Source organism: Flavobacterium sp. (assembly GCF_039930565.1).
Classification (GTDB): Bacteria; Bacteroidota; Bacteroidia; order Flavobacteriales; family Flavobacteriaceae; genus Flavobacterium.
This window is the reverse complement of the sequence record NZ_JBDTTP010000030.1, coordinates 22,308-43,561: the sequence shown is the minus strand read 5'-3', so window position 1 is coordinate 43,561 and position 21,254 is coordinate 22,308. Positions and strand designations below refer to the sequence as shown.

General features: G+C 34.0%; 16 protein-coding genes and 1 pseudogene. 14 read left to right on the top strand and 3 right to left on the bottom strand.

The window, feature by feature from the left end:
- Positions 1–76: pseudogene (locus ABI657_RS09535) on the bottom strand (RNA-binding protein); the annotation flags it as partial.
- A gap of 241 nt (positions 77–317) precedes the next feature.
- On the opposite strand from ABI657_RS09535, the gene ABI657_RS09530 reads away from it, so the two are divergent.
- The 8 genes from ABI657_RS09530 (at position 318) to ABI657_RS09495 (ending at position 6,945) form a co-directional block, all read left to right on the top strand.
- Positions 318–893: a 30S ribosomal protein S16 gene (locus tag ABI657_RS09530; protein WP_348097022.1), complete on the top strand. Its 576-nt coding sequence runs from the start codon at positions 318–320 to the stop codon at positions 891–893.
- A 15-nt stretch (positions 894–908) separates the two neighbouring features.
- On the top strand, positions 909–1,433 hold the full coding sequence (gene rimM / locus ABI657_RS09525; RefSeq protein ID WP_348097021.1) for a ribosome maturation factor RimM: 525 nt from the start codon (positions 909–911) through the stop codon (positions 1,431–1,433).
- A gap of 92 nt (positions 1,434–1,525) precedes the next feature.
- Complete coding sequence (locus ABI657_RS09520) at positions 1,526–2,233, top strand: methyltransferase (protein WP_348097020.1); 708 nt, start codon at positions 1,526–1,528, stop codon at positions 2,231–2,233.
- A gap of 104 nt (positions 2,234–2,337) precedes the next feature.
- Positions 2,338–3,516 (top strand): acyl-CoA dehydrogenase family protein, encoded by a 1,179-nt coding sequence (locus ABI657_RS09515; protein WP_348097019.1) that lies wholly within the window; start codon positions 2,338–2,340, stop codon positions 3,514–3,516.
- Between the two features lie 88 nt (positions 3,517–3,604).
- The gene (locus tag ABI657_RS09510) at positions 3,605–4,387 is read left to right on the top strand and encodes a DUF3050 domain-containing protein (RefSeq protein ID WP_348097018.1); all 783 of its coding nucleotides are present in this window, start codon (positions 3,605–3,607) and stop codon (positions 4,385–4,387) included.
- A 69-nt stretch (positions 4,388–4,456) separates the two neighbouring features.
- On the top strand, positions 4,457–5,227 hold the full coding sequence (locus ABI657_RS09505) for an SGNH/GDSL hydrolase family protein (RefSeq protein ID WP_348097017.1): 771 nt from the start codon (positions 4,457–4,459) through the stop codon (positions 5,225–5,227).
- A 186-nt stretch (positions 5,228–5,413) separates the two neighbouring features.
- Positions 5,414–6,505, top strand: a complete 1,092-nt coding sequence (locus ABI657_RS09500; RefSeq protein WP_348097016.1) for an adenylate/guanylate cyclase domain-containing protein — start codon at positions 5,414–5,416, stop codon at positions 6,503–6,505.
- Positions 6,506–6,582: 77 nt separating this feature from the next.
- A complete protein-coding gene (locus ABI657_RS09495) occupies positions 6,583–6,945 on the top strand; it encodes a DUF6597 domain-containing transcriptional factor (RefSeq protein ID WP_348097015.1) in 363 nt (120 codons plus the stop codon).
- Between the two features lie 51 nt (positions 6,946–6,996).
- Here ABI657_RS09495 and ABI657_RS09490 read toward each other — a convergent pair whose 3' ends face one another.
- Positions 6,997–7,245: a hypothetical protein gene (locus tag ABI657_RS09490; RefSeq protein ID WP_348097014.1), complete on the bottom strand. Its 249-nt coding sequence runs from the start codon at positions 7,243–7,245 to the stop codon at positions 6,997–6,999.
- A gap of 245 nt (positions 7,246–7,490) precedes the next feature.
- Between ABI657_RS09490 and ABI657_RS09485 the strand changes: the two genes are divergently transcribed.
- The 6 genes from ABI657_RS09485 to ABI657_RS09460 all read left to right on the top strand — a co-directional run bounded on the left by ABI657_RS09485 (position 7,491) and on the right by ABI657_RS09460 (position 18,040).
- A complete protein-coding gene (locus tag ABI657_RS09485) occupies positions 7,491–9,170 on the top strand; it encodes a DUF6377 domain-containing protein (protein ID WP_348097013.1) in 1,680 nt (559 codons plus the stop codon).
- Positions 9,171–9,428: 258 nt separating this feature from the next.
- The gene (locus tag ABI657_RS09480) at positions 9,429–12,371 is read left to right on the top strand and encodes a TonB-dependent receptor (RefSeq protein ID WP_348097012.1); all 2,943 of its coding nucleotides are present in this window, start codon (positions 9,429–9,431) and stop codon (positions 12,369–12,371) included.
- A gap of 10 nt (positions 12,372–12,381) precedes the next feature.
- On the top strand, positions 12,382–13,857 hold the full coding sequence (locus ABI657_RS09475) for a RagB/SusD family nutrient uptake outer membrane protein (protein ID WP_348097011.1): 1,476 nt from the start codon (positions 12,382–12,384) through the stop codon (positions 13,855–13,857).
- Between the two features lie 12 nt (positions 13,858–13,869).
- Positions 13,870–15,591, top strand: coding sequence for a SusE domain-containing protein (locus ABI657_RS09470; protein ID WP_348097010.1), 1,722 nt, complete (start codon positions 13,870–13,872; stop codon positions 15,589–15,591).
- Positions 15,592–15,603: 12 nt separating this feature from the next.
- Entirely contained in the window at positions 15,604–17,046 is a 1,443-nt protein-coding gene (locus ABI657_RS09465) for a glycoside hydrolase family 30 beta sandwich domain-containing protein (RefSeq protein WP_348097009.1), read from the top strand.
- A 193-nt stretch (positions 17,047–17,239) separates the two neighbouring features.
- On the top strand, positions 17,240–18,040 hold the full coding sequence (locus ABI657_RS09460) for a T9SS type A sorting domain-containing protein (RefSeq protein ID WP_348097008.1): 801 nt from the start codon (positions 17,240–17,242) through the stop codon (positions 18,038–18,040).
- 358 nt (positions 18,041–18,398) lie between these two features.
- On the opposite strand, the gene ABI657_RS09455 is transcribed toward ABI657_RS09460, so the two are convergent.
- Positions 18,399–21,236, bottom strand: coding sequence for a type I restriction endonuclease subunit R (locus tag ABI657_RS09455; RefSeq protein WP_348097007.1), 2,838 nt, complete (start codon positions 21,234–21,236; stop codon positions 18,399–18,401).
- Between the last annotated feature and the right edge of the window lie 18 nt (positions 21,237–21,254).

The window sequence follows — 21,254 nt, the reverse complement described above, 5'->3', positions numbered from 1 at the left end:
CTCCGTAAGCCTCGAAAGACTCTCTTAAATCTGCTTCCTCAATACTGAATGGAAGGCTTCCAACAAAAATGTTCATATGTACTTATTTATAATAATACAACAAAGGTACTCTTATTTTTTTGTAATCTACTATAGATTAGATTATTTATGATTTTATTTTGATTTTATGATACTATAATCAGTAAACAATCAAATAAAAGAACAAAATTCATCTTCAATAGATTTAATAAAATTTAAATATACTATTCAGAAAAAAATTATATCTTTGCGCCCTTAATTAACAGAGGTCGAGTACCTCAAAATTTAATCATACGATTATGTCAGTAAAAATTAGATTACAAAGACACGGTAAAAAACAAAAACCTTTTTACTGGGTTGTAGCTGCAGATGCACGCTCAAAAAGAGATGGTAAATACTTAGAGAAAATCGGTACTTACAATCCAAACACAAACCCTGCAACTATCGAATTAAACATTGATAGCGCTGTAAAATGGTTGCACAATGGTGCTCAGCCAACAGATACTGCAAGAGCAATCCTTTCATATAAAGGAGCTTTATTGAAACACCACCTTGATGGAGGTATTCGTAAAGGAGCTTTAACTCAGGAACAAGCTGATGCAAAATTAGCGGACTGGTTAGATGCTAAATCTGGAAAAGTTGATGCTAAAAAAGACGGTTTATCAAAAGCGCAAGCTGATGCTAAAGCAAAAGCTTTTAAAGCAGAACAAGAAGTTAACGCTAAACGTTTAGCGGCTGCAGCTCAGGCTGAAGCTGATGCTATCGCTGCTGCAACTCCAGCAGTTGAAGAAGAAGAAGTTGCTGAAGTTGAAGCGGAAGCTGCTACTGAAGAAGCTCCTGCTGCTGAAGAAAATAACGAAACAACTGAAGCATAATTTTAGTTAGCGATAATGCGTAAAGAAGAATGTTTTTATTTAGGTAAAATCGCTAAAAAATTTAGTTTCAAGGGTGAAGTTCTGGCTTATTTAGACACAGACGAACCTGAGTTATACGAAAATCTGGAATCAGTGTTTATTGAATGCAATAAACACCTGGTTCCTTTTTTTATTGAAAAAAGTTCCTTGCATAAAAACGATTTTCTTAGAATTCGTTTTGAAGACATGAATACCGAAGAAGATGCAGACGCCATTATGGGAAATGCAATTTATCTTCCTTTAAATATGCTGCCAAAACTTACAGGCAACAAATTTTATTTCCACGAAGTTATTGGGTTTGAAATCGAAGACCAGCGTTTAGGCGTATTTGGAAAAATAGCAGCCATAAACGATACTACTGCACAACCTCTTTTTGAAGTTTTAAATGGAGAAGTCGAAATGCTCATTCCGATGATTGATCATTTCCTTGTAAAAATTGACCGCGACAATAAAAAGGTCATCATGAATCTGCCGGAAGGATTGGTTGAGATGTATCTTTAATAGACTTTAGATCAATTAGGTTTTAGTCTTCTGGATTGTTGGATTTTTAGATTTATTAAAAAATCTTAATAATTAATTTTCAATTATAATAAATGTTCCAATTTAAGCAATTCTCTGTTCAACAAGATAAAACCGCTATGAAAGTGGGTACTGATGGCGTTTTATTAGGAGCTTGGGCTCCTATAGATCACAATCCTTATAGTGTTTTGGACATTGGTGCCGGAACCGGAGTTATTGCTCTAATGCTGGCGCAGCGAACGCATGCTGAGCAAATTGATGCCCTTGAAATTGACGAAGAAGCTTATGAACAAGCGGTTGAAAATTTTGAAAGTTCACCGTGGACCGACCGTTTATTTTGTTTTCATGCCGGCTTAGATGAATTTATTGACGAGCCCGAGGATGAATATGATTTAATCGTCTCCAACCCTCCTTTTTATTCTGAAGATTATAAAACTGAAAACCAACAACGTGATTTGGCAAGATTTCAGGATTCCATGCCTTTTGAAGAATTAATTGAAGCTGCTGATTTGTTACTTTCTGAAAATGGAATTTTTGCTGTTATCCTTCCATTCAAAGAAGAAGAAAATTTTATCACTTTAGCCAAAGAATCAGAATTATACCCAATAAAAATTACCCGTGTAAAAGGAACTTCAAAATCCGAAATCAAGCGCAGTTTATTGGCTTTTAGCCGAAATCAAGTTCGGAAAATTGAAATCGATGAATTAACAATTGAAATTTACAGGCACGTTTATACTCCTGAATATATCGAATTGACAAAAGACTTTTATTTGAAAATGTAATAGTTATATTCATTAGTTCAAAATTACAATTAAAATAATATAACAATTATGTTTTGTTTTGTTATATTTTTATTGCGTAAATTTGTTTTGTAAAACTACAAAAAATGAGACCAGACCTATTTCAAGCTCCCGATTATTATAACCTTGACGATTTATTGACCGACGAACACAAGTTAGTTCGAGAGTCGGCGCGTGCATGGGTAAAAAGAGAAATTTCTCCTATTATTGAAGAATATGCCCAAAGAGCAGAATTTCCAAAGCAAATCATAAAAGGACTCGGAGAAATTGGCGGTTTCGGCCCCTATATTCCCGTAGAATATGGTGGAGCAGGTTTAGATCAGATTTCTTACGGTTTGATCATGCAGGAAATTGAACGCGGAGATTCCGGCGTAAGATCTACCTCATCTGTACAATCATCTTTAGTCATGTATCCAATTTGGAAATACGGGAATGAAGAGCAAAGAATGAAATATTTGCCAAAACTGGCTACAGGAGAATTCATGGGTTGTTTTGGATTAACAGAACCAGACCACGGATCTGATCCCGGAAGTATGATTACCAATTTTAAGGATATGGGTGATCATTATCTTTTAAATGGTGCCAAAATGTGGATTTCGAATGCCCCTTTTGCAGATATTGCTGTAGTTTGGGCAAAAGATGAAACAGGAAGAATTCACGGTTTAATTGTGGAACGCGGTATGGAAGGTTTTACAACTCCGGAAACTCATAATAAATGGTCGCTTAGAGCTTCATCAACTGGAGAATTGATTTTTGATAATGTAAAAATCCCCAAAGAAAATCTATTACTAAATAAATCAGGATTAGGAGCGCCACTTGGCTGTTTGGATTCTGCCCGATATGGAATTGCCTGGGGTGCAATTGGAGCAGCAATGGACTGTTACGATACTGCTTTACGATATGCAAAAGAAAGAATCCAGTTTGGAAAACCAATTGGAGGCACTCAGTTGCAACAAAAGAAATTAGCCGAAATGATTACCGAAATCACCAAAGCACAATTGTTAACCTGGCGTTTAGGGGTTTTAAGAAACGAAGGAAAGGCAACTACTGCACAGATTTCGATGGCAAAAAGAAATAATGTTGACATGGCAATAAATATTGCGCGTGAAGCCAGACAAATGTTAGGCGGTATGGGAATTACAGGTGAATATTCGATTATGCGACACATGATGAACCTTGAAAGTGTCATTACGTATGAAGGCACACACGACATTCATTTATTAATTACCGGAATGGACGTAACGGGAATTTCTGCATTCAAATAATATTACTCTATTAAAATATATTGAAAATCAATACAAAAAGCTTCTTCTAACCGGGAAGCTTTTTTATATTTACAAAAAATACCACATCATGAATATTGAAACTATCAACAATCGCATTCACCCTCAAAAGGAAATGCTATTACAGCATTCATTGTACAATAAAATTCAAAGCATTGATGACTTACATCGTTTTTTAGAAAGCCATGTTTTTGCAGTTTGGGATTTTATGTCTTTATTAAAAGCCTTACAGACTAAACTTACCTGCACAACTACACCTTGGTTTCCAACAAAAAATCCTGAGACCCGATATTTAATCAATGAAATTGTTCTGGCTGAAGAAACTGATTTGACCATTGACGGAAGAAGACAAAGTCATTATGAAATGTATCTTGAAGCAATGGAATACTGCGGTGCTGACATTAGTATTGTCAATAAATTTTTATCTGAAGTACATTCGCTTCAAAATATTTTTGTCGCTATAAAACAAAGTTCCCTACATCCTAATATCAAAGCATTTTTAGATTTTACTTTTAGGGTTGTTGAAGAAGGAAAGCCACATGAAATAGCGGCGGCTTTTACCTTTGGAAGAGAAGATTTAATTCCGGCTATGTTCACTGAAATCCTTACAAACTTTCAAAAAAACTTACCTGAAACCGATTTAAGCAAATTGCTTTATTATTTTGAAAGACATATTGAACTGGATGCTGATGAACACGGTCCGATGGCGATGCAAATGATTTCAGATTTATGCGGCGATGACGCACAAAAATGGTCAGATGTTGAAGAAATCTCCATTCTTGCTTTAGAAAAACGAATTGGACTTTGGAATGCTATTGAAGAGGAAATTTTGATGAAAAGTGAAATGGTTTAAAACCTAAATTATTTTTTTACCGTAACTATTGTTTGGAATGACTCCAAAAACTTCATTAAAATATAAGTTATGAAACTGCAATTCAAACAAATAGTTATCGTTTTATTTACAAGCTTTCTTTTTAGTTGTAGTGCTGAAAATTCTATAGATCCAAATCCTATTACAACCCCAATTGTTGTTACTCCGCCAACAACAATTCCAACACCTAATAATCCAATTGCCAAAACAATTAATTATCTGGCTTTAGGAGATAGTTATACCATTGGTCAAAACGTTTGTGAAACCTGCAGATTTCCTGAGCAGCTAAAATCAAAATTAGCCACATTGTATCCTAAAAGCAGTTTTACATTAAAAATAATTGCAACCACGGGATGGACTACCAGTAATTTAATTTCCGCAATAAAGTCTCAAAATCCCGAATCAAAATATGATTTGGTTACCTTGTTAATTGGCGTGAACAATCAATATCAAGGCGTGCCTTTTTCAGTATATCAAAAAGAATTTCCCGAATTGATAAGCAAAGCAATCACATTAGCAAAAGGTAATAAAAAAAATGTAGTTGTACTTTCGATACCGGATTATGCTTACACATCTTATGGAAATAATATGTCGCTAAATCAATCAGAAAAAATCACAAAAGAAATAAACGAGTATAATTCTTTTGCAGAGAATTATTGCAAAAGCAATGGAATCGTTTTTGTTGGAATTACAGATATTACCAGACAAGGACTCATCAATCCTAATTTAGTCGCTTCTGATGGTTTGCATCCTTCTGAATCTGCTTATATGTTATTTGTGGAGCGAATGTTACCTAATGTAAAAGTGGCTTTGCAGGATTAAAAAAAATCTGAGAATAAATTTTAGAATGTTTTTATTTTTCCTGAAAGAGAAGAATTCAACTCCATCATGACATCTTTTTTATCAATTTCTAAACCTTATTTCATTCGCAATTCATAATTTCGTTCCATCCTATATTTAGTATGTATAGAATGAATATCTTAGTTCTAATATAACATAGAAAATCAGATGATAAAGCCAAAATCCAAAAGAAATATTGTACGCATTTTACCATTTGCTATCATATGGCTTGTATTTAGTTTGATTTATACTATTCTTGAAAGAGGTCTGCTAGGTAATCTGAGCTTTTATCCATCATCGCAAAATCCCTATATTTTTGGTCGCAATATCATAGTAATTCCACTATTGGCTACTACATTCGGAACTTTAATCGGTATACTGGAAATCCTGTACATTAATAAATGGTTCAGCCAAAATTGCTTCTCAAAAAAGATTTTATATAAATCTTCTATTTACCTGGTTATCATTTTATTTTTACTCTTCATAATATTCCTGACAACGAACAATGAAATGTTCACAGCAATTTCTAATGAACTCTTTTGGCGGGGAATGTGGAGCTTCTTTACCGATTACTCGTTTCTCGGAATCTTAACATACCTGGCAAGCATTATCGTTATGACTCAGTTTTATACGGAGGTAAGCGAAAGTATGGGCACAGGCATGCTTAGTAATTTTTTTCTGGGAAAATATCACAAGCCTGTAGAAGAAGAGCGGATATTTATGTTCCTGGATATGAAATCATCAACCCAGATTGCGGAGAAGCTTGGACATGTAATGTATTTTGAAATGCTCCAACAATATTTTTCAGATTTGACAGGTCCCGTAATTGATTATGGTGGTGAAATATACCAATATGCCGGCGATGAGATGATCATATCCTGGAAATTGCAAAAAGGACTAAAAAATAATGATTGTATCCGCTGCTTTTTTGCCATGAAAGAATCTTTACTGAACAAATCAGCTGGGTATAAAGAAAAATATGGATTATCTCCACAATTTAAAGCAGGACTTCATTGTGGAAAAGTGACAACCGGAGAAATTGGAGTATTAAAAAAAGAAATTATATTTACTGGTGATGTACTTAACGCGACTGCCAGAATTGAAGGACTTTGTAATCAATATGATGTAGATATTCTGGTATCTGACTCGCTTGTTACGCAGCTTAACCTTGATGCTGAATATAAAGTGGAATCCGTAGGCAAAAACATCCTGAGAGGTAAGGACGGACAATTCGAATTATTTACCTTAGTGCAAAATTGAAAACATCAAATTTATGGTACTGGACGATAAAAATGGTATGCTTTACCTGATTGAAGGAAACCTTAACGAAGTTGTTTGTGAGTCATTATTATCACATTTACCATACAGGATCAGAAAATGTCCTTAAACATTTATCACCCAGCATGGAAATGTTACTGATATTTAACTTTGGCACGACCGTTCCCATATCCTTTAACAATTCTTCGCTTTCACAAGATGTTAAAAAAGGCTGTGCAGTAATCGGTCCAATTAAGAAAATGCTGAATTATGAACTTAGCGAAGGTGCTGATGCAATTATTGTTAATTTCAGGCTTAGCGGTTTTTACAGACTCTTTAAAGTGCCCTTAAATAATTTTGATTGCGAAACAGTTTATAATCCTGATGACTTAACCAACATGTTCTCCTTAAATGAGTTATGGAAAAACACTTTCAGAAATTAGTGATATTAAAGTCCGCTTAAGCATAATATCCAGCTACATTACACACTATATTCATGAATGGATGATGCTGCCCCAAATATCTTTTGAGAGAATGAATTTTCCAATTTCAGAATCAAAAGTCATCAACACCTCATCATTCATCCACAAATCTACGATATCTATCATTTTAGGTTTTATTTCGGCAATTGCATTTAGGAAATCAGAATTAAAAGTTTCACTTTCTGCACCGCCAAAAACATCAATTAAAAGATCTTTTGATTGATAACCCGGACGAAAATGGTAGCTGTATATTTTATTCATTTTTAGAATTCGTTTAATGAATCTATAATTATTTTGAGTTATTTGAATTACATAGAGTTTCAATTGGCTCAGGAAATTAATACTAATATAAAACTTAAAATGTAAAATTTTATTCGGATAAGAAAAATGCAACTATCAAATATTAAGGAAAAGTAACTTTATAATTCAGTCAAAAAAGGAAGTACAATGACTTCCTTTTTTAATTATAGCCATTTTTTTAGTTCAAAAAATAAAAAAAATTAACTTTGAATTTTAAACTATCGACTTTATATAACTACACCATGAAATATAAACCACTCTTTGCCCTTATCCTGATTCTCGTACTAAATACTGCTTATGCCAACAGCGAAGTCGATTCTTTGATAAACGTACTTAAAAAGGAAATCAGCAACAGCAAATTTTATATAAAAACGAAGGAAGATAAGATCCGGAATCTAAAATCATTGCTAACAGATGAAAAAGCGAGTTTAAACAATCAGTACTTTATAATCAACAAGATAATTGATGAATACCAATATTACAGTTTTGACAAGGCATTACTTTTTACCGAAAAAAATCTTGATATAGCCAAGAAACTTAAGGATAAATACAAAATATCAGAATCACAATTAAAGTTAAGCCGCCTGCTTGTTGATTCAGGACGATACAAGGAATCATTGGATATTCTGAAGGATATTAAACGCTCTAATCTTAACGACAATTTACTGAATATTTACTATTTCAATCAGAAGGAAGCTTATTCAGGCCTGAATTTTTACACAATGGTAAAAATCAACAAGTACGAATATAAAGAGCTTTATTATAAATACGAGGATTCACTTTCTAAAAGGATTGCCCTTACTTCAGCAGAAAACCTGGCACTTCTCGAAAAGAAATACCGTGACGAGAGAAAGATGTCCAAGGCATTGGAAATAAACACCCAGCGACTGAAAAATACAAAAATTGGAACTCGGGAATATTCTATGGTAACTTTTGAACGTTCCATACTTTATGAGCTTCTTAATGATGTTGATAATCGGAAGAAGTTTTTAATCCTTTCTGCCATTTCAGACATAAAATCAAACGTAAAAGACAATGCCTCATTAGCTAATCTGGCCATGATTTTATATTCTGAAAAGGACATTGACCAGGCACATCAGTTTATTTCTTTCTCTATGGAAGATGCGAAGTTTTATAACTCACAATTAAGGCATGTAAACATTTCCAACGTCCTGACATCCATTACAAAGGCTTATGATGTAAGAAGCAGCGAGCAAAAATTAAAACTAAAAACTTTCCTGATTCTAATAAGTTTACTCGGATTGTTGTTATTAGTCGTTGTTGTATATGTTTACAAACAAAAAAACAAAATTTCTCTGGCCCGAAACAATTTGAAAGTGGCTAACGAACAATTAAATTCATTAAACCAGGAATTGAATATCAAGAATGATGATTTAAATAATCTCTACGTTCTATTATCGAAGTCTAATGATATAAAAGTTCATTATATTGGAACTTTCTTAAATTTATGTTCTGAATACATTGACAAACTGGACGTCTACCGAAAGTTGGTTACCAAATATATCGTGGCAAACAAATCCCGCGATCTATTAGATTTGGTTAAATCTAAACAGGTAATTGATACGGAACTAAAATTATTCTATAAAAACTTCGATGAATCTTTCCTTCAGATATATCCCAACTTTATCCCGGAATTCAATAAGTTATTAAAAGAAGAAGACCGAATTATATTAAAAAACAATGATGAAATCCTGAACACAGAATTAAGGATTTATGCCCTGATCAGATTGGGAATTACCAATAGTTCTAAAATATCAAAAATACTGCGTTACTCCGTAAACACTATTTATAATTTCCGGGTTAAAATTAAGAATAGCGCTATTAACAGAGAGGAATTTGAGAATCACGTAAAAAAAATAGCGTAAAATTATTACATTAACATAAAATTAACCTATTTAGTAGTTAAGAAAAGCATACATTTAACCACTTTTTTTCGTTTAAAAAAAAATACTAAATAACTATTTATCAGTGTTTTAAATTAAAAATATTCACTCAAAAATCTACTTTTTAATTACCACGTAAATTCATCTGCACCTACAATATGTATTTTTGGAATTGTAATACTAATTCATTTAGTTAACATAAAACTAACAGTCTACAAACCAAATTTTACACATTATTTTATGAATTTAACCAGCCAAAAAATTAAATTTTTATCTGTATTATTTACATTGGTAAGCTTTACTATGTCTTCACAGGATAAGACAGTTAAAGGCGCAGTTAAGGATGCGTTTGGAATACCAATTCCCGGAGCTTCGGTACTTATCAAAAACTCCCAGTCTGGAGCAAGAACCGATGTCGATGGAAGCTATGCAATAGAAGTTGCCGACAAAAATGCAATTTTAGTTTTCTCCTATTTAGGATTGAAAACTGTAGAAATACCAGTAAATGGTAAAACCGTAATAAATGCTACACTTGTTGATGATGTACAAACATTAAACGATGTAGTTGTCATAGGTTACGGAACACAAAAGAAGAAAGACTTAACCGGTTCGGTATCATTAATTAAAAGTGATGATTTAAAAAACAGGACCAACACACAAATTGGAAATTTAATTCAGGGACAGGCTACAGGAGTTCAGGTATTAAACAGTTCCGGAAAACCCGGACAAGGATTAAGCATCCGTATTAGAGGTACGAGCTCGATATTATCCGGAAGCGAACCCTTGTATGTGGTTGATGGTGTGCCAACAACAGATACAAGATCAATAAATCCGGCAGATGTGGAGAGCATCACTATTCTTAAAGATGCAGCATCTGCAGCAATTTATGGAGCAAGCGGCGCAAATGGTGTTGTATTGCTTACTACTAAAAAAGGAACTTCTTCAAAGCCAAGAATTACTTACGAAACCTATACTGGATTTTCTGAAGCATGGAAAACATTACCTGTTTTAAATGGAGAACAATACAGAGATTTAGTTGAAGAATTAGGTCTTTCAACCGACTGGAATCTTTATAACAAAAATACTGACTGGCAGAAGGAAATTTTTCAAACAGGCCATTCAAGCAGTCATCAAGTGTCAATTGGAGGAAAAAGCAATGACACGAATTACTACCTTTCTGCAGGTTATTTATCACAGGATGGCGCGGTAAGAAGTTCAGAAATGAAACGTTTGAACTATAAAATCAATCTGGACCAAAAGGTCAACGATTGGCTTTCTGTAGGAACCCGAATTGCCTATACAAAATATTCTGATGTTGATATTAAAGATAACACCAATGTAAATTCTGGCGGGGTACTTCTTGGATCTTTAACCACGCCTTCGGTGATCGGTATTTATAATGCAAACGGAAGTTTCACAAGCAACCCGTTCCAAAACTGGGAAAACCCATTCGCAAGTACAGATGGTTTAGAAAGAGGCTTCAAAAGCACACGATTTTTAGCAAATCTGTTTTTACAGGCTAAACTTTCAAAAGATTTTACTTTCAAAACTAATTACGGAATAGATAATTCAAGCGGCGTTTACGAATCGTTCCTTGATCCGTTTAGAACTGGTTATGGAAAAGCGCTTAAAGGACAAGCCATTAGAAATTCGAACCAAACTGATTACTTCATTTTTGACAATACGCTAACTTACGCTAAAACACTAAAGAGCCATAAATTTGATGCATTGGTTGGAACTGTAATTCAGAAGTTTGAATATGAAAATTCCAGTATTGAAACCAGAAATTTTGCAAGTGCAACGATACAAACCCCTAATAACGGGTCTGAACTTTTTGCCGCTACTGCAAACAAATCTGAAAAATCAAACACTGCATTTATCAGCAGGGTAAATTATAGTTTTGATGATAAATATTTATTGACTGCCAACTTTAGAGCAGATGGTTCAAGTGTTTTTGGACCCAACAACAGATGGGGTTATTTTCCATCAGTTTCTGTGGGCTGGAAAGTTTCTAAAGAAAAATTTCTCGAAGACAGCAAATACATCAGTGACTTAAAATTAAGAATGAGTTACGGAATTGTAGGTAATGATCAAATTACAAATTATGCTTATTTAGGGCGAATTGGTTCAGGTGCCAATTATCCAATTGGAGGAACAACTCAGCCAGGTACATTTCCTTCTACAATAGAAAATCTAAGTTTAAAATGGGAAGAATCAACACAGGCAAACGTTGGTGTCGATTTCGAATTATTCAACGGAAGAATACGATTAACGGCTGACGCTTATACAAAAAAGACAACCGATTTATTACTTAATGCGCCACTTCCTACCACATCAGGATTTGATAAGGCAATTCAAAATGTTGGAGAAGTTCAAAACAGAGGATTTGAAATAGGTTTAAAAACAATAAATTTTAATTCTGCCTTTAAGTGGGAGTCTGGTTTTAATATCTCTTTTAACAAAAACGAGGTTAGATATTTGGTTGGAGAAGAATTGAAGCTTGAAAACATTTCAGGAAGAGGAGAAGCCATTTTAGTTAAAGAAGGATTACCGCTGGGAAGTTTCTTCGGGTATGTTTTTGGAGGTGTTGATCCGGCAACCGGGAACAGTTATTATATTGATAAAAATGGAGTATCAACCTTTACTCCGTCAGAAGATGACAGAAGAGTGATTGGGGATGCAAATGCTGATTTCTTTTACTCAGTTAACAACACTTTTTCTTATAAATCATTAAGCTTGCAAGTCTTTCTTGAAGGCTCGTATGGAAATGATATGCTAAATGCAACAAGAATAGAAACGGAAGGTATGATTGACGCAAAAAATCAAAGTACAGCAGTATTGGATCGTTGGAGACAACCCGGAGATATTACTAACATTCCAAGATCTACTTTTGGAAATACTGATAACTCAAGAATTTCTACCCGTTTTATTGAAGATGCTTCCTATTTAAGATTCAAGGCAGTTTCTTTAGGCTACACTTTTAATGAAACAATCACCGATAAGCTGAATTTAGAAAACTTAAGATTTTACGTAACTGGTGAAAATTTAATAACCATTACCAAATATTCCGGATTTGACCCTGAAGTAAATGCTTTTGGCGGAAGCAATACGGTAAGAGGTGTTGACTACGGTACATATCCGCAATCAAGAACAATAATCTTTGGTTTTAACGTATCATTCTAATAAAATAATCATGAAAAAAATATTTATTTTAAGTGTAACTCTTTCGCTTTTTTCACTGACATCATGTGAAGATTTTCTGGATTTGCAACCAATTTCAGAAGAAACAAGTGGTAATGGTTACAATACAGCAAGTCAGATTGAAGCAGCTTTGGTGGGTTCATACGAATCCTTACAATCTGCCGAATATTACGTTTGGGACAATATTAATTATTCTGACGTAAGAGCAGACAATGCGTATGCCGGCGGTGATAATCCTGAACTTTTCGCAGTTGATAAATTACAAATTACACCTACAAGCGGAAGACTATATAAAAACTGGAGCAATCTTTATAATGCTATTGCAAAAGCAAATTTAGTTTTGCTAAAAGTGGATGGTGTTGATGATGTAAATTTTACAGCAGAAAGAAGAAAACAAATAAAAGGTGAAGCGTTGTTTTTAAGATCCTACCACTATTTTTCATTGGTAAAACTTTGGGGCGGAGTTCCACTTGTTACTGCTTACAGTACTTCTGCAGATGCCGGAAGTGTCAATGTACCAAGAAACACTGTTGATGAGGTTTACGCAAAAATAATTGAAGATTTAGAACTTACAGCAACATTGCTTCCTGACACTTACGGAGACAATGCAGCTATCAACAAAGCAAGAGCAACTTCCGGAGCAGCACATGCTTTATTGGCAAAAGTGTATGCACAAAAACCAAATCCGGATTACCAAAAAGTTTTAGACCATATTACAGCATTGGAAAAAAGTACCGCCAATTATACTTTAATCAATTATAATAATCTTTTTAGCGGAAGTGATTACAACAATGCTGAATCAATAATTGAAGTACAATATACTGGAGCAAACGAAGGAAATTATGGCCCACAGTTGCTTTTGCCTCCATCAGTATCCGGTGATACCTGGAGAAAATTTGTCACTCCTTCTAAAAACTTAATTGCAGCATTCGATGAACAATCAGATAATGTGAGAAAAAATGCTTCTATAAAATATGAATCAGCTCCATGGGTTGATGAATATTGGGGAAATGCTTCCGGAAGTGTAATTCCTTTTGCCTATAAATGGAAAAGTGCCAGCGGTTTTGCAAGTACTAACCGTCAGTATTTATTACGATATGGCGATTTGGTATTATTAAAAGCGGAAGCTTATAATGAATTGAACAATATAGGAGCAGCTACAACAGAAGTCAACAGAATCAGAGAGAGAGTTTTACTTCCAAAATTAACTGCTGCCCAGACAAGTTCTAAAGAAGTAATGAGAGAAACAATCCTAAAAGAAAGAAGGTTGGAATTGTTTCAGGAAGGGCACCGTTGGGATGATTTAGCTCGTTTTAATCTATTGGTTACAACCATGAATACCCTTGTTGAAACCGACTTAAGAAACGGAAATCAAATTAACTATAACATGACACCGGCAAAAATCCTGCTTCCGATTCCACAACAGGAATTAGACAGAAATCCAGCTTTAGTCCCAAACCCACTTTAATAAAAAATAGTTATGAAAAACATTAAAAAAGTAATAGCCCTTTTAATATTGGCAGTTGTCGCTTTCTCTTGTGAAAAGGATAATCTTGACGCTTTGGGAAATTGGGATTTAATTGCTGCTGTAATTGAACAGCCGGCAAATGAAACGAGTATTGTTTTAAATGAAGCAAAACCAAATGAAACAGTAACATTCAGCTGGCTTCCGGCAAAATCTACAGCAGGTTATGCCATCACCTATTCAGTAGTTTTTGACACACTTGGTTCTGCCGGTTTTGACACGCCCATTATGGAAATACCTTCCAGTAATGGAGGAAAAGATTTATCAGTATCTCTTTCTTTCGAAAAAATAAATGAATTTTTATCTTACAGTGGCTATTCGGTAAACGATTTAGCAACTATTTCCTGGGCTGTAAAAGCTAAAAGTTTAGATAAAGTTGCTTATGCCCAAAACAAGATTTCGTTCAAAAGATTCCCGACAGAATTGATCCCGACAAAATTATACGTTTCCGGATCAGCAACTGAAAACAACAACGTTTTAAGCAATGCAATAGAAATGCAGCGGCTTAAAAATTCAAGTGGTACGTTCTCTAACATTCATGAAGTATATACAAGTTTAACTGCCGGAAACACTTACAAATTTTATAGTGAAAAATCGCTTCCAAGTCATCAATATGGAGGTTCTAATAATAAATTAGTAAAATCCGGAAGTCCAATTACAGTTAAGGAATCAGGACAATACAGAATATCAGTAAACCTTGATGACAATTCGTACACCTTATTGAAAATTGACAGATGGAGTGTTGTAGGAGATCCAATCAATGGTGGCTGGGGTGGAGATGAACCCTTAACTTATCAGGGTGGCGGAATTTGGAAAGCTTCAATTATGCTTACAAACCCTGGGAATTTTGTTTTCAGAGCTAACGGAAACTGGGATTATTTACTTAAAAAAGTAACAGGTTCTACCAATAAAGTAATCATGGAGTCTCAGGCTGCAGCGCAAGGTGCCTCTTTTCAGGATATAAATTCTACAGGTATCGGAAATTATTTTGTAACATTAAATCTTTCTGCAACAGGATATACTTATACAATAGAAATTGACAATACTGCTCCAGCTACAATTGTTACTCCAAACGAACTTTACCTGTTAGCAAATGGAGTTTCTATTCAAAAATTTACTAAGTCCGGAGATACATTCAGTTCACCTAACTTTATTCCGCTGCAATCTTCTGTAAATTATACGTTTAACTCACAGGAAAATGGTTTTGGAACCAGTTATTCAATTAATGGCCAGCTTGGAGTTTCAAGTTCACCAGATGGAGATAAGGTTACAGGATTTAACCTTTTAAACGCTAATAATACGGCAATTAAAGTTGCAAGTGACAGAGGTTTGAGATTAAGTATTGATTTCAGTCAGGCCAGAGTTAACTGGACTTACTACAACTTTAAATTATTTCATTGGCAGGTTTATGACAACCGTGATGAATATACAATGACGTATCAGCATCCAAATAAATACACGACAACAAGAACAATTAATGCAAATTATGAGATGAAATTCATAAGCCCATGGGATTTTGACATAGGTTCTTCAACTCCTAATACAATGACAGGAAGTCTTGTTAATGGTTCCGGAGGTTCTAATCTTAAGCCTGTAACGACAACAGGAAGTTACAAGGTCACCATAACATTGAACGACACGTATCAAGCCGGGACTTACGAATACATTTCACAATAAATATACATAACCATGATATCAAATAAAGCAATGACATCTTTAAAAATTATACTATTCGCTTCCTTTATTTTTTTACAAAATAGCTGCGATAACAAGGATATGCCTAATTATCCACCACCAGTTGCCGGAACTACAGACGCAAAATTCTATCTTACAACACCGTCAAAAAGTAGTTTACTGCAATTGCAGACTAACGGAATAACGCCTTTAACAACCAACAATAATTTTACAATTAATGTTAATGAAGGTACTACTTACCAAAAAATGGATGGATTTGGTTATAGCCTGACAGGCGGAAGTGCTATGCTGATTAACAATATGTCGCAATCCGCAAAAAATAATTTATTGCAGGAATTATTTGGCCAGGGCGAAAACAGTATTGGTGTAAGTTATTTAAGAATTAGTATGGGTGCTTCAGATTTGGATGCTTCCGTGTTTACATACAATGATTTGCCTGCGGGACAAACCGATGTAAACCAGACAAATTTTTCAATTGCACCGGATTTAACGCATTTAATTCCTGTTTTAAAACAGATTAAAGAAATCAATCCAAATGTAATACTGTTGGCAACACCATGGACAGCACCATCCTGGATGAAATCAAACGGATCAAGTATTGGAGGATCATTAATGCCAACTTATTATGCATCGTATGCGAATTATTTTGTAAAATACATTCAGGCGATGCAGGCAAACGGAATCGCGATTGACGCCATAACAATCCAGAACGAACCGGAAAATCCGAATAACAATCCAAGTATGGTTATGACTGCTCCACAGCAAAGGGATTTTATAAAAAATAATTTAGGACCGATTTTTCAGACTAATGCTATTACTACGAAAATTATCCTATTTGACCACAATCTTGACAATGTAAATTATCCAATTTCTATTTTGAATGATCCTGCGGCAAAAGTTTTTATCGACGGTTCAGCGTTTCACCTTTATTCGGGACAAATTGACAACATGAGTCAGGTTCACAATGCACATCCTGATAAAAATGTATATTTCACGGAACAATGGGTTCAGGCACCAGGAAATTTCCCGGAAGATATCAAATGGCATTTCAGGGAATTAATAATTGGTGCGCCAAGAAACTGGAGTAAAAATGTTCTGGAATGGAATTTAGCTGCTGATCCAAACAGCAATCCTCATACACCTGGCGGTTGCACGGAATGTCTTGGAGCCATTACAATTGACGGAAGTACTGTAGTTAGAAATCCGGCCTATTACATAATTGCCCATGCTTCTAAATTTGTACCATCCGGTTCTACCCGCATAGAATCCAATACATCTGTAGAGCTTCCTAATGTCGCTTTCAAAACTCCTGACAATAAAATTGCTGTAATCGTTTTGAATAACACCGGAACACAAAAATCATTTAACATCAATGCTGGCGGCAAACCAGTTTCTACCATCCTTCCTGCAGGATCAGTTGGAACTTACGTTTGGTAAATTTAAAATTATTCCAAACCTCTGCAAATGAAAATACAGAGGTTTGGTTTTTACATTTTTCTCCTGTTTACAATCAAATTATACAGCAAATGCTAAAGATGCTGATTATTAAGAACTTCAGGATTTTTATACAATCAGAAAAAATCAAATTTCAGAATAAAAGAAACCGATACTATTAACTAAAACCGCAAACATGAAAAAAAACTACTTTTTATTGAGTTTAACTTTACTGGTAAGCTTATTCTTTTCTGCAAGTTCCTCCGCGCAGATAATTGCAAACGGAACTTATAAAATCTTTTCTTCGGTACACAATGAGGTCATGACGGTAGCAACAACTGCGCCCTATGATGCCAATATGGCTGTGCCCAATGCTTCGGACAATTATCAGTTATGGGCATTTACGCATCAGGGAAATGATATTTACAAAATCGTAAATGTGGGGAACGCAAAAAACCTTGGGATAAACGACAATTGGTGTGGCAACTTTGGTGATGCAAAAGCCAACTTTACTTCAACGGATACCAATAACTTATTGAAAATTTCTGCAACTCCTACCGCAGGAAAATATACGATTGAAATTGCTTTTACAACCTGTAATTTTGGTTCTGTAAATTCCCCGGTAAGAGCATTCGATATTCAGGACGGAAATGCCGGCGCACAAATTCAGACGTATGAAGTCAGCAGCACCAATTCGAACCAGCAGTTTTCAATTGTAACTCCTGAATCACTTGCAACAAACAGTTTCTCACAGGTGGATAATTTCAAGGTTTTTGTTGACAATAACAAATTTCTGAACATAAACAGTGCTGGTTCTTCAAATGAGATCAAGATTGCAATTTATGATATTAGCGGAAAATTAGTGTCAAATTCGGCACATTCAGTTTCAAATAATTCAGCAAAAATTAATTTGAGCCATTTATCAAAAGGCATTTACATGGTACAGCTTTCAGGAAGTGATGTATCAAAATCTACACACAAGATTATAATTTACTAATTTTGATAATTGTGAATTAGAGTTTTACATCTAATTAGAAATTATAAAGTAAAAAACCGCAATTTCATTTATGATGAAGTTGCGGTTTTTATTTTGACACAAATTTTTTTGCAAAAAAACAAACGCATTTTATTAAAAACGAACGCTAAAGGATATATTGTAATAAAAACATACGCTTTTGTGTTTATAATTATCTCATACGGATATTTTAAGAAGCACAAAATCCGTTTTCAAAATACGTTTTGTCCCGCTATTCACTTTATCTTTTGTGGCGAACCCCGCCACAAAAGGATGTCGTTTCTATCGTGGCTAGATCAGAGGTTTTGGTTTTTAGATCATTGTAATCGAGCTACAAATACTAATCATTAAAAAACGTATCAATAAAATTCAAAAACTTACTTAAAATTGTGTCACCGATAGTAGAACGCTGTAAAATAGAGGGCTGATTTTCCAATACTGAAACAACATCCTGTTTTGTTGGAATTCGTTGCGAGAATAAATAATCTTCGGTTAGTTTTTTTAATTTTTCAGCATTTAGTTTTTCTTCGGCTACGAATTGATTAAATGCTTTTTGCTGTTCAATAATCATAAATGAATTGTAACCTTCTTCAATGTTATCATCATGTATTAATGGCAAATTTTCTTCTATAAAACGTTCAATCAATTCACGTTTGCTTCGTAATTTCACATCGCCGGATACTAAATCTAAAACCTCCTTTTTCTTCTTTTCCTTTTCTTCAAAGGTTATTCCTTTTAATTTAGACAGTAATCCTAAAATGTAAGAAACTGTTATATCATCACGATGTATTAATTCCAATTCAAAATCAACTTCATTCAAAATAGAAGTTTTAACTTTTTTTCCTTTTTCTGACAGATCGAGATATTTTGATTTATAATTATCAAACTCCTGTTCCTCTAAATCGATATCATCAAAACTGAAATCTACAAAGGAAGCGATAATATTTTTTAAACGAATAATTTCCCGAAATGCTTTTACAAATTCAAGCTCTTCATCTTCTGTGTACAAGTCATCAACTGCTTCATGTGTAGGAACAATATTTTTTAGTTTTTCATAGGCTTCATTAATATCCTCTACATATTTTTCATAAGGTTGCAGAATAATGATTTCTTTGGCATTTTTGTCTGAAAACAAAGCAATAGCATCATCGGTAGCTTTTTTAAGATTTCTAAAAACTACAATATTACCCTGCGATTTTTTGTCTCCTAAAATTCTGTTTGTTCTGGAATACGCCTGAATTAATCCGTGATATTTCAGGTTTTTATCGACAAACAATGTATTTAATGATTTGCTGTCAAAACCCGTTAAAAACATGTTTACAACAAAAAGTAAATCGATTTGTTTAGCTCTTACTCTTTGGGCAATATCCTTGTAATAACTGTAAAATGATTCACTATCTTTTGTGCTGTAATTTGTTCTAAAAGTTTGATTATAATCTTGTATATAATTTTCTAGTTTATCTCTTTTATGGTAGGATTTATAGTCCTCTATAGTATCTGCAACTTTATTAAAATCCTGCTCATCAAAATCAGTTACGTCGCTAATCATTTCATCATTGGCTCCAAAACTAAAAATGGTAGCGGTTTTTAAATCATGTTTATCTTCTTCTTTTAATTTGAGGAACAAATCATAATACTTAATCAGCATTTCGACACTGCTCACACAAAACATAGCTGTAAATGTTTTGTTTTGTGTTTTAACCGGATGTTGTTGAATAATATAATTGGCAATTTTTTCGATACGCTCACTACTTTCCAATAATTCCTGCGTATCAATTGCCTCAACATCAATATCTATTTCATTTTGGGAATCTTGTTTTTCTTTGTATTTCCCAACATATTCTACAGAAAAACGCAAGACGTTTTCATCTTTTATGGCATCAGTAATTACGTAATGGTGTAATTTATCGCCAAACAGACTTGCCGTAGTTTGATTTTGTCTTTGTTTGGATAAAGCATTTTCAACAAAAATTGGCGTTCCGGTAAAGCCAAACATTTGATAATTGTCAAAATATTGCGTAATTTTTTTGTGCGTATCTCCAAATTGACTACGATGACATTCATCAAAAATAAACACAATCTTTTTATCCTTCAGATTATCCATCGTTTTCAAATGGTGCTCGCGGGTAATGGCGTTGTACAATTTTTGTATTGTCGTAACAATTAATTTATTGTTGTGGTCATTAAACTGACGAACTAAGTTTTTGGTATTGTTTGTTGGATCAATACAATCCGGTTTAAAGGCATTAAATTCTTTAGCTGTCTGATAATCCAGATCCTGTCTGTCAACGCAAAAAACAACTTTATCCACTTTCGGCAATTGCGATAATATCTGACTCGCCTTAAAAGAAGTCAGTGTTTTTCCAGAACCTGTTGTGTGCCAGATATAGCCGTTTTTATTAGAATTTTTCACTCTTTCAATAACACGTTCTACGGCATAAAATTGATATGGCCGCAAAATCATCAGCATTTTATCAGTATCGTGCAAAACAATATATTTCGTAATCATTTTAGACAAATGACATTTTTCCAAAAAGATATTGGCAAAATCTTCCAGTTTAGAAATACGTTTGTTATTGTCGTCTGTCCAGTAAAAAGTTTGTTTGAAGTCCGGTTTTTTGTTTCCGAAATTGCTAAAATATTTGGTATTTACACCATTGCTGATAATAAACAATTGCACAAAATTGAATAATCCTGTATTGGCAGAAAACGAATGTTTTTGATAACGGTCAATCTGATTGTATGCTTCTTTTAATTCAAGTCCCGTTTTCTTTAATTCTATTTGTACCAAAGGCAGACCGTTAATCAAAACCGTAACATCATAACGGTTTTTATACGTTCCTTCAACCGTTATTTGATTCGTAACCTGATATTCATTTTGACACCAGAAATCCATATTCAGGAATTCGATATAAACCAATTCGTTTGCCTCGTTTCTAAAAGCAAACTTATCCCGAAGCAATAATGCTTTTTCAAAAACATTATTCGATTTGGTCAAATGATTCAAAATCTGTTTAAAATCACTCTCCGAAAACACTTTGTTATTGTGCTTCTCTAATTGGTTTTTAAGATTAACCAGCAAATCAGTTTCGTCTAAGATAGTCACTCTTTCGTAACCATTTGAAGTTAATTGATTGATTAGATTTTGTTCTAAAATTAGTTCGGATTGTGATGTCATATCTTGTAAATAGTTCGA

Excerpts from the sequence above, each read along its gene's own strand:
- ABI657_RS09530 (WP_348097022.1), top strand. The coding sequence starts at position 318 with ATGTCAGTAAAAATTAGATTACAAAGACACGGTAAAAAACAAAAACCT.
- rimM (WP_348097021.1), top strand. The coding sequence starts at position 909 with ATGCGTAAAGAAGAATGTTTTTATTTAGGTAAAATCGCTAAAAAATTT.
- ABI657_RS09520 (WP_348097020.1), top strand. The coding sequence starts at position 1,526 with ATGTTCCAATTTAAGCAATTCTCTGTTCAACAAGATAAAACCGCTATG.
- ABI657_RS09515 (WP_348097019.1), top strand. The coding sequence starts at position 2,338 with ATGAGACCAGACCTATTTCAAGCTCCCGATTATTATAACCTTGACGAT.
- ABI657_RS09510 (WP_348097018.1), top strand. The coding sequence starts at position 3,605 with ATGAATATTGAAACTATCAACAATCGCATTCACCCTCAAAAGGAAATG.
- ABI657_RS09505 (WP_348097017.1), top strand. The coding sequence starts at position 4,457 with ATGAAACTGCAATTCAAACAAATAGTTATCGTTTTATTTACAAGCTTT.
- ABI657_RS09500 (WP_348097016.1), top strand. The coding sequence starts at position 5,414 with ATGATAAAGCCAAAATCCAAAAGAAATATTGTACGCATTTTACCATTT.
- ABI657_RS09490 (WP_348097014.1), bottom strand. The coding sequence starts at position 7,245 with ATGAATAAAATATACAGCTACCATTTTCGTCCGGGTTATCAATCAAAA.
- ABI657_RS09480 (WP_348097012.1), top strand. The coding sequence starts at position 9,429 with ATGAATTTAACCAGCCAAAAAATTAAATTTTTATCTGTATTATTTACA.
- ABI657_RS09475 (WP_348097011.1), top strand. The coding sequence starts at position 12,382 with ATGAAAAAAATATTTATTTTAAGTGTAACTCTTTCGCTTTTTTCACTG.
- ABI657_RS09470 (WP_348097010.1), top strand. The coding sequence starts at position 13,870 with ATGAAAAACATTAAAAAAGTAATAGCCCTTTTAATATTGGCAGTTGTC.
- ABI657_RS09465 (WP_348097009.1), top strand. The coding sequence starts at position 15,604 with ATGATATCAAATAAAGCAATGACATCTTTAAAAATTATACTATTCGCT.
- ABI657_RS09460 (WP_348097008.1), top strand. The coding sequence starts at position 17,240 with ATGAAAAAAAACTACTTTTTATTGAGTTTAACTTTACTGGTAAGCTTA.
- ABI657_RS09455 (WP_348097007.1), bottom strand. The coding sequence starts at position 21,236 with ATGACATCACAATCCGAACTAATTTTAGAACAAAATCTAATCAATCAA.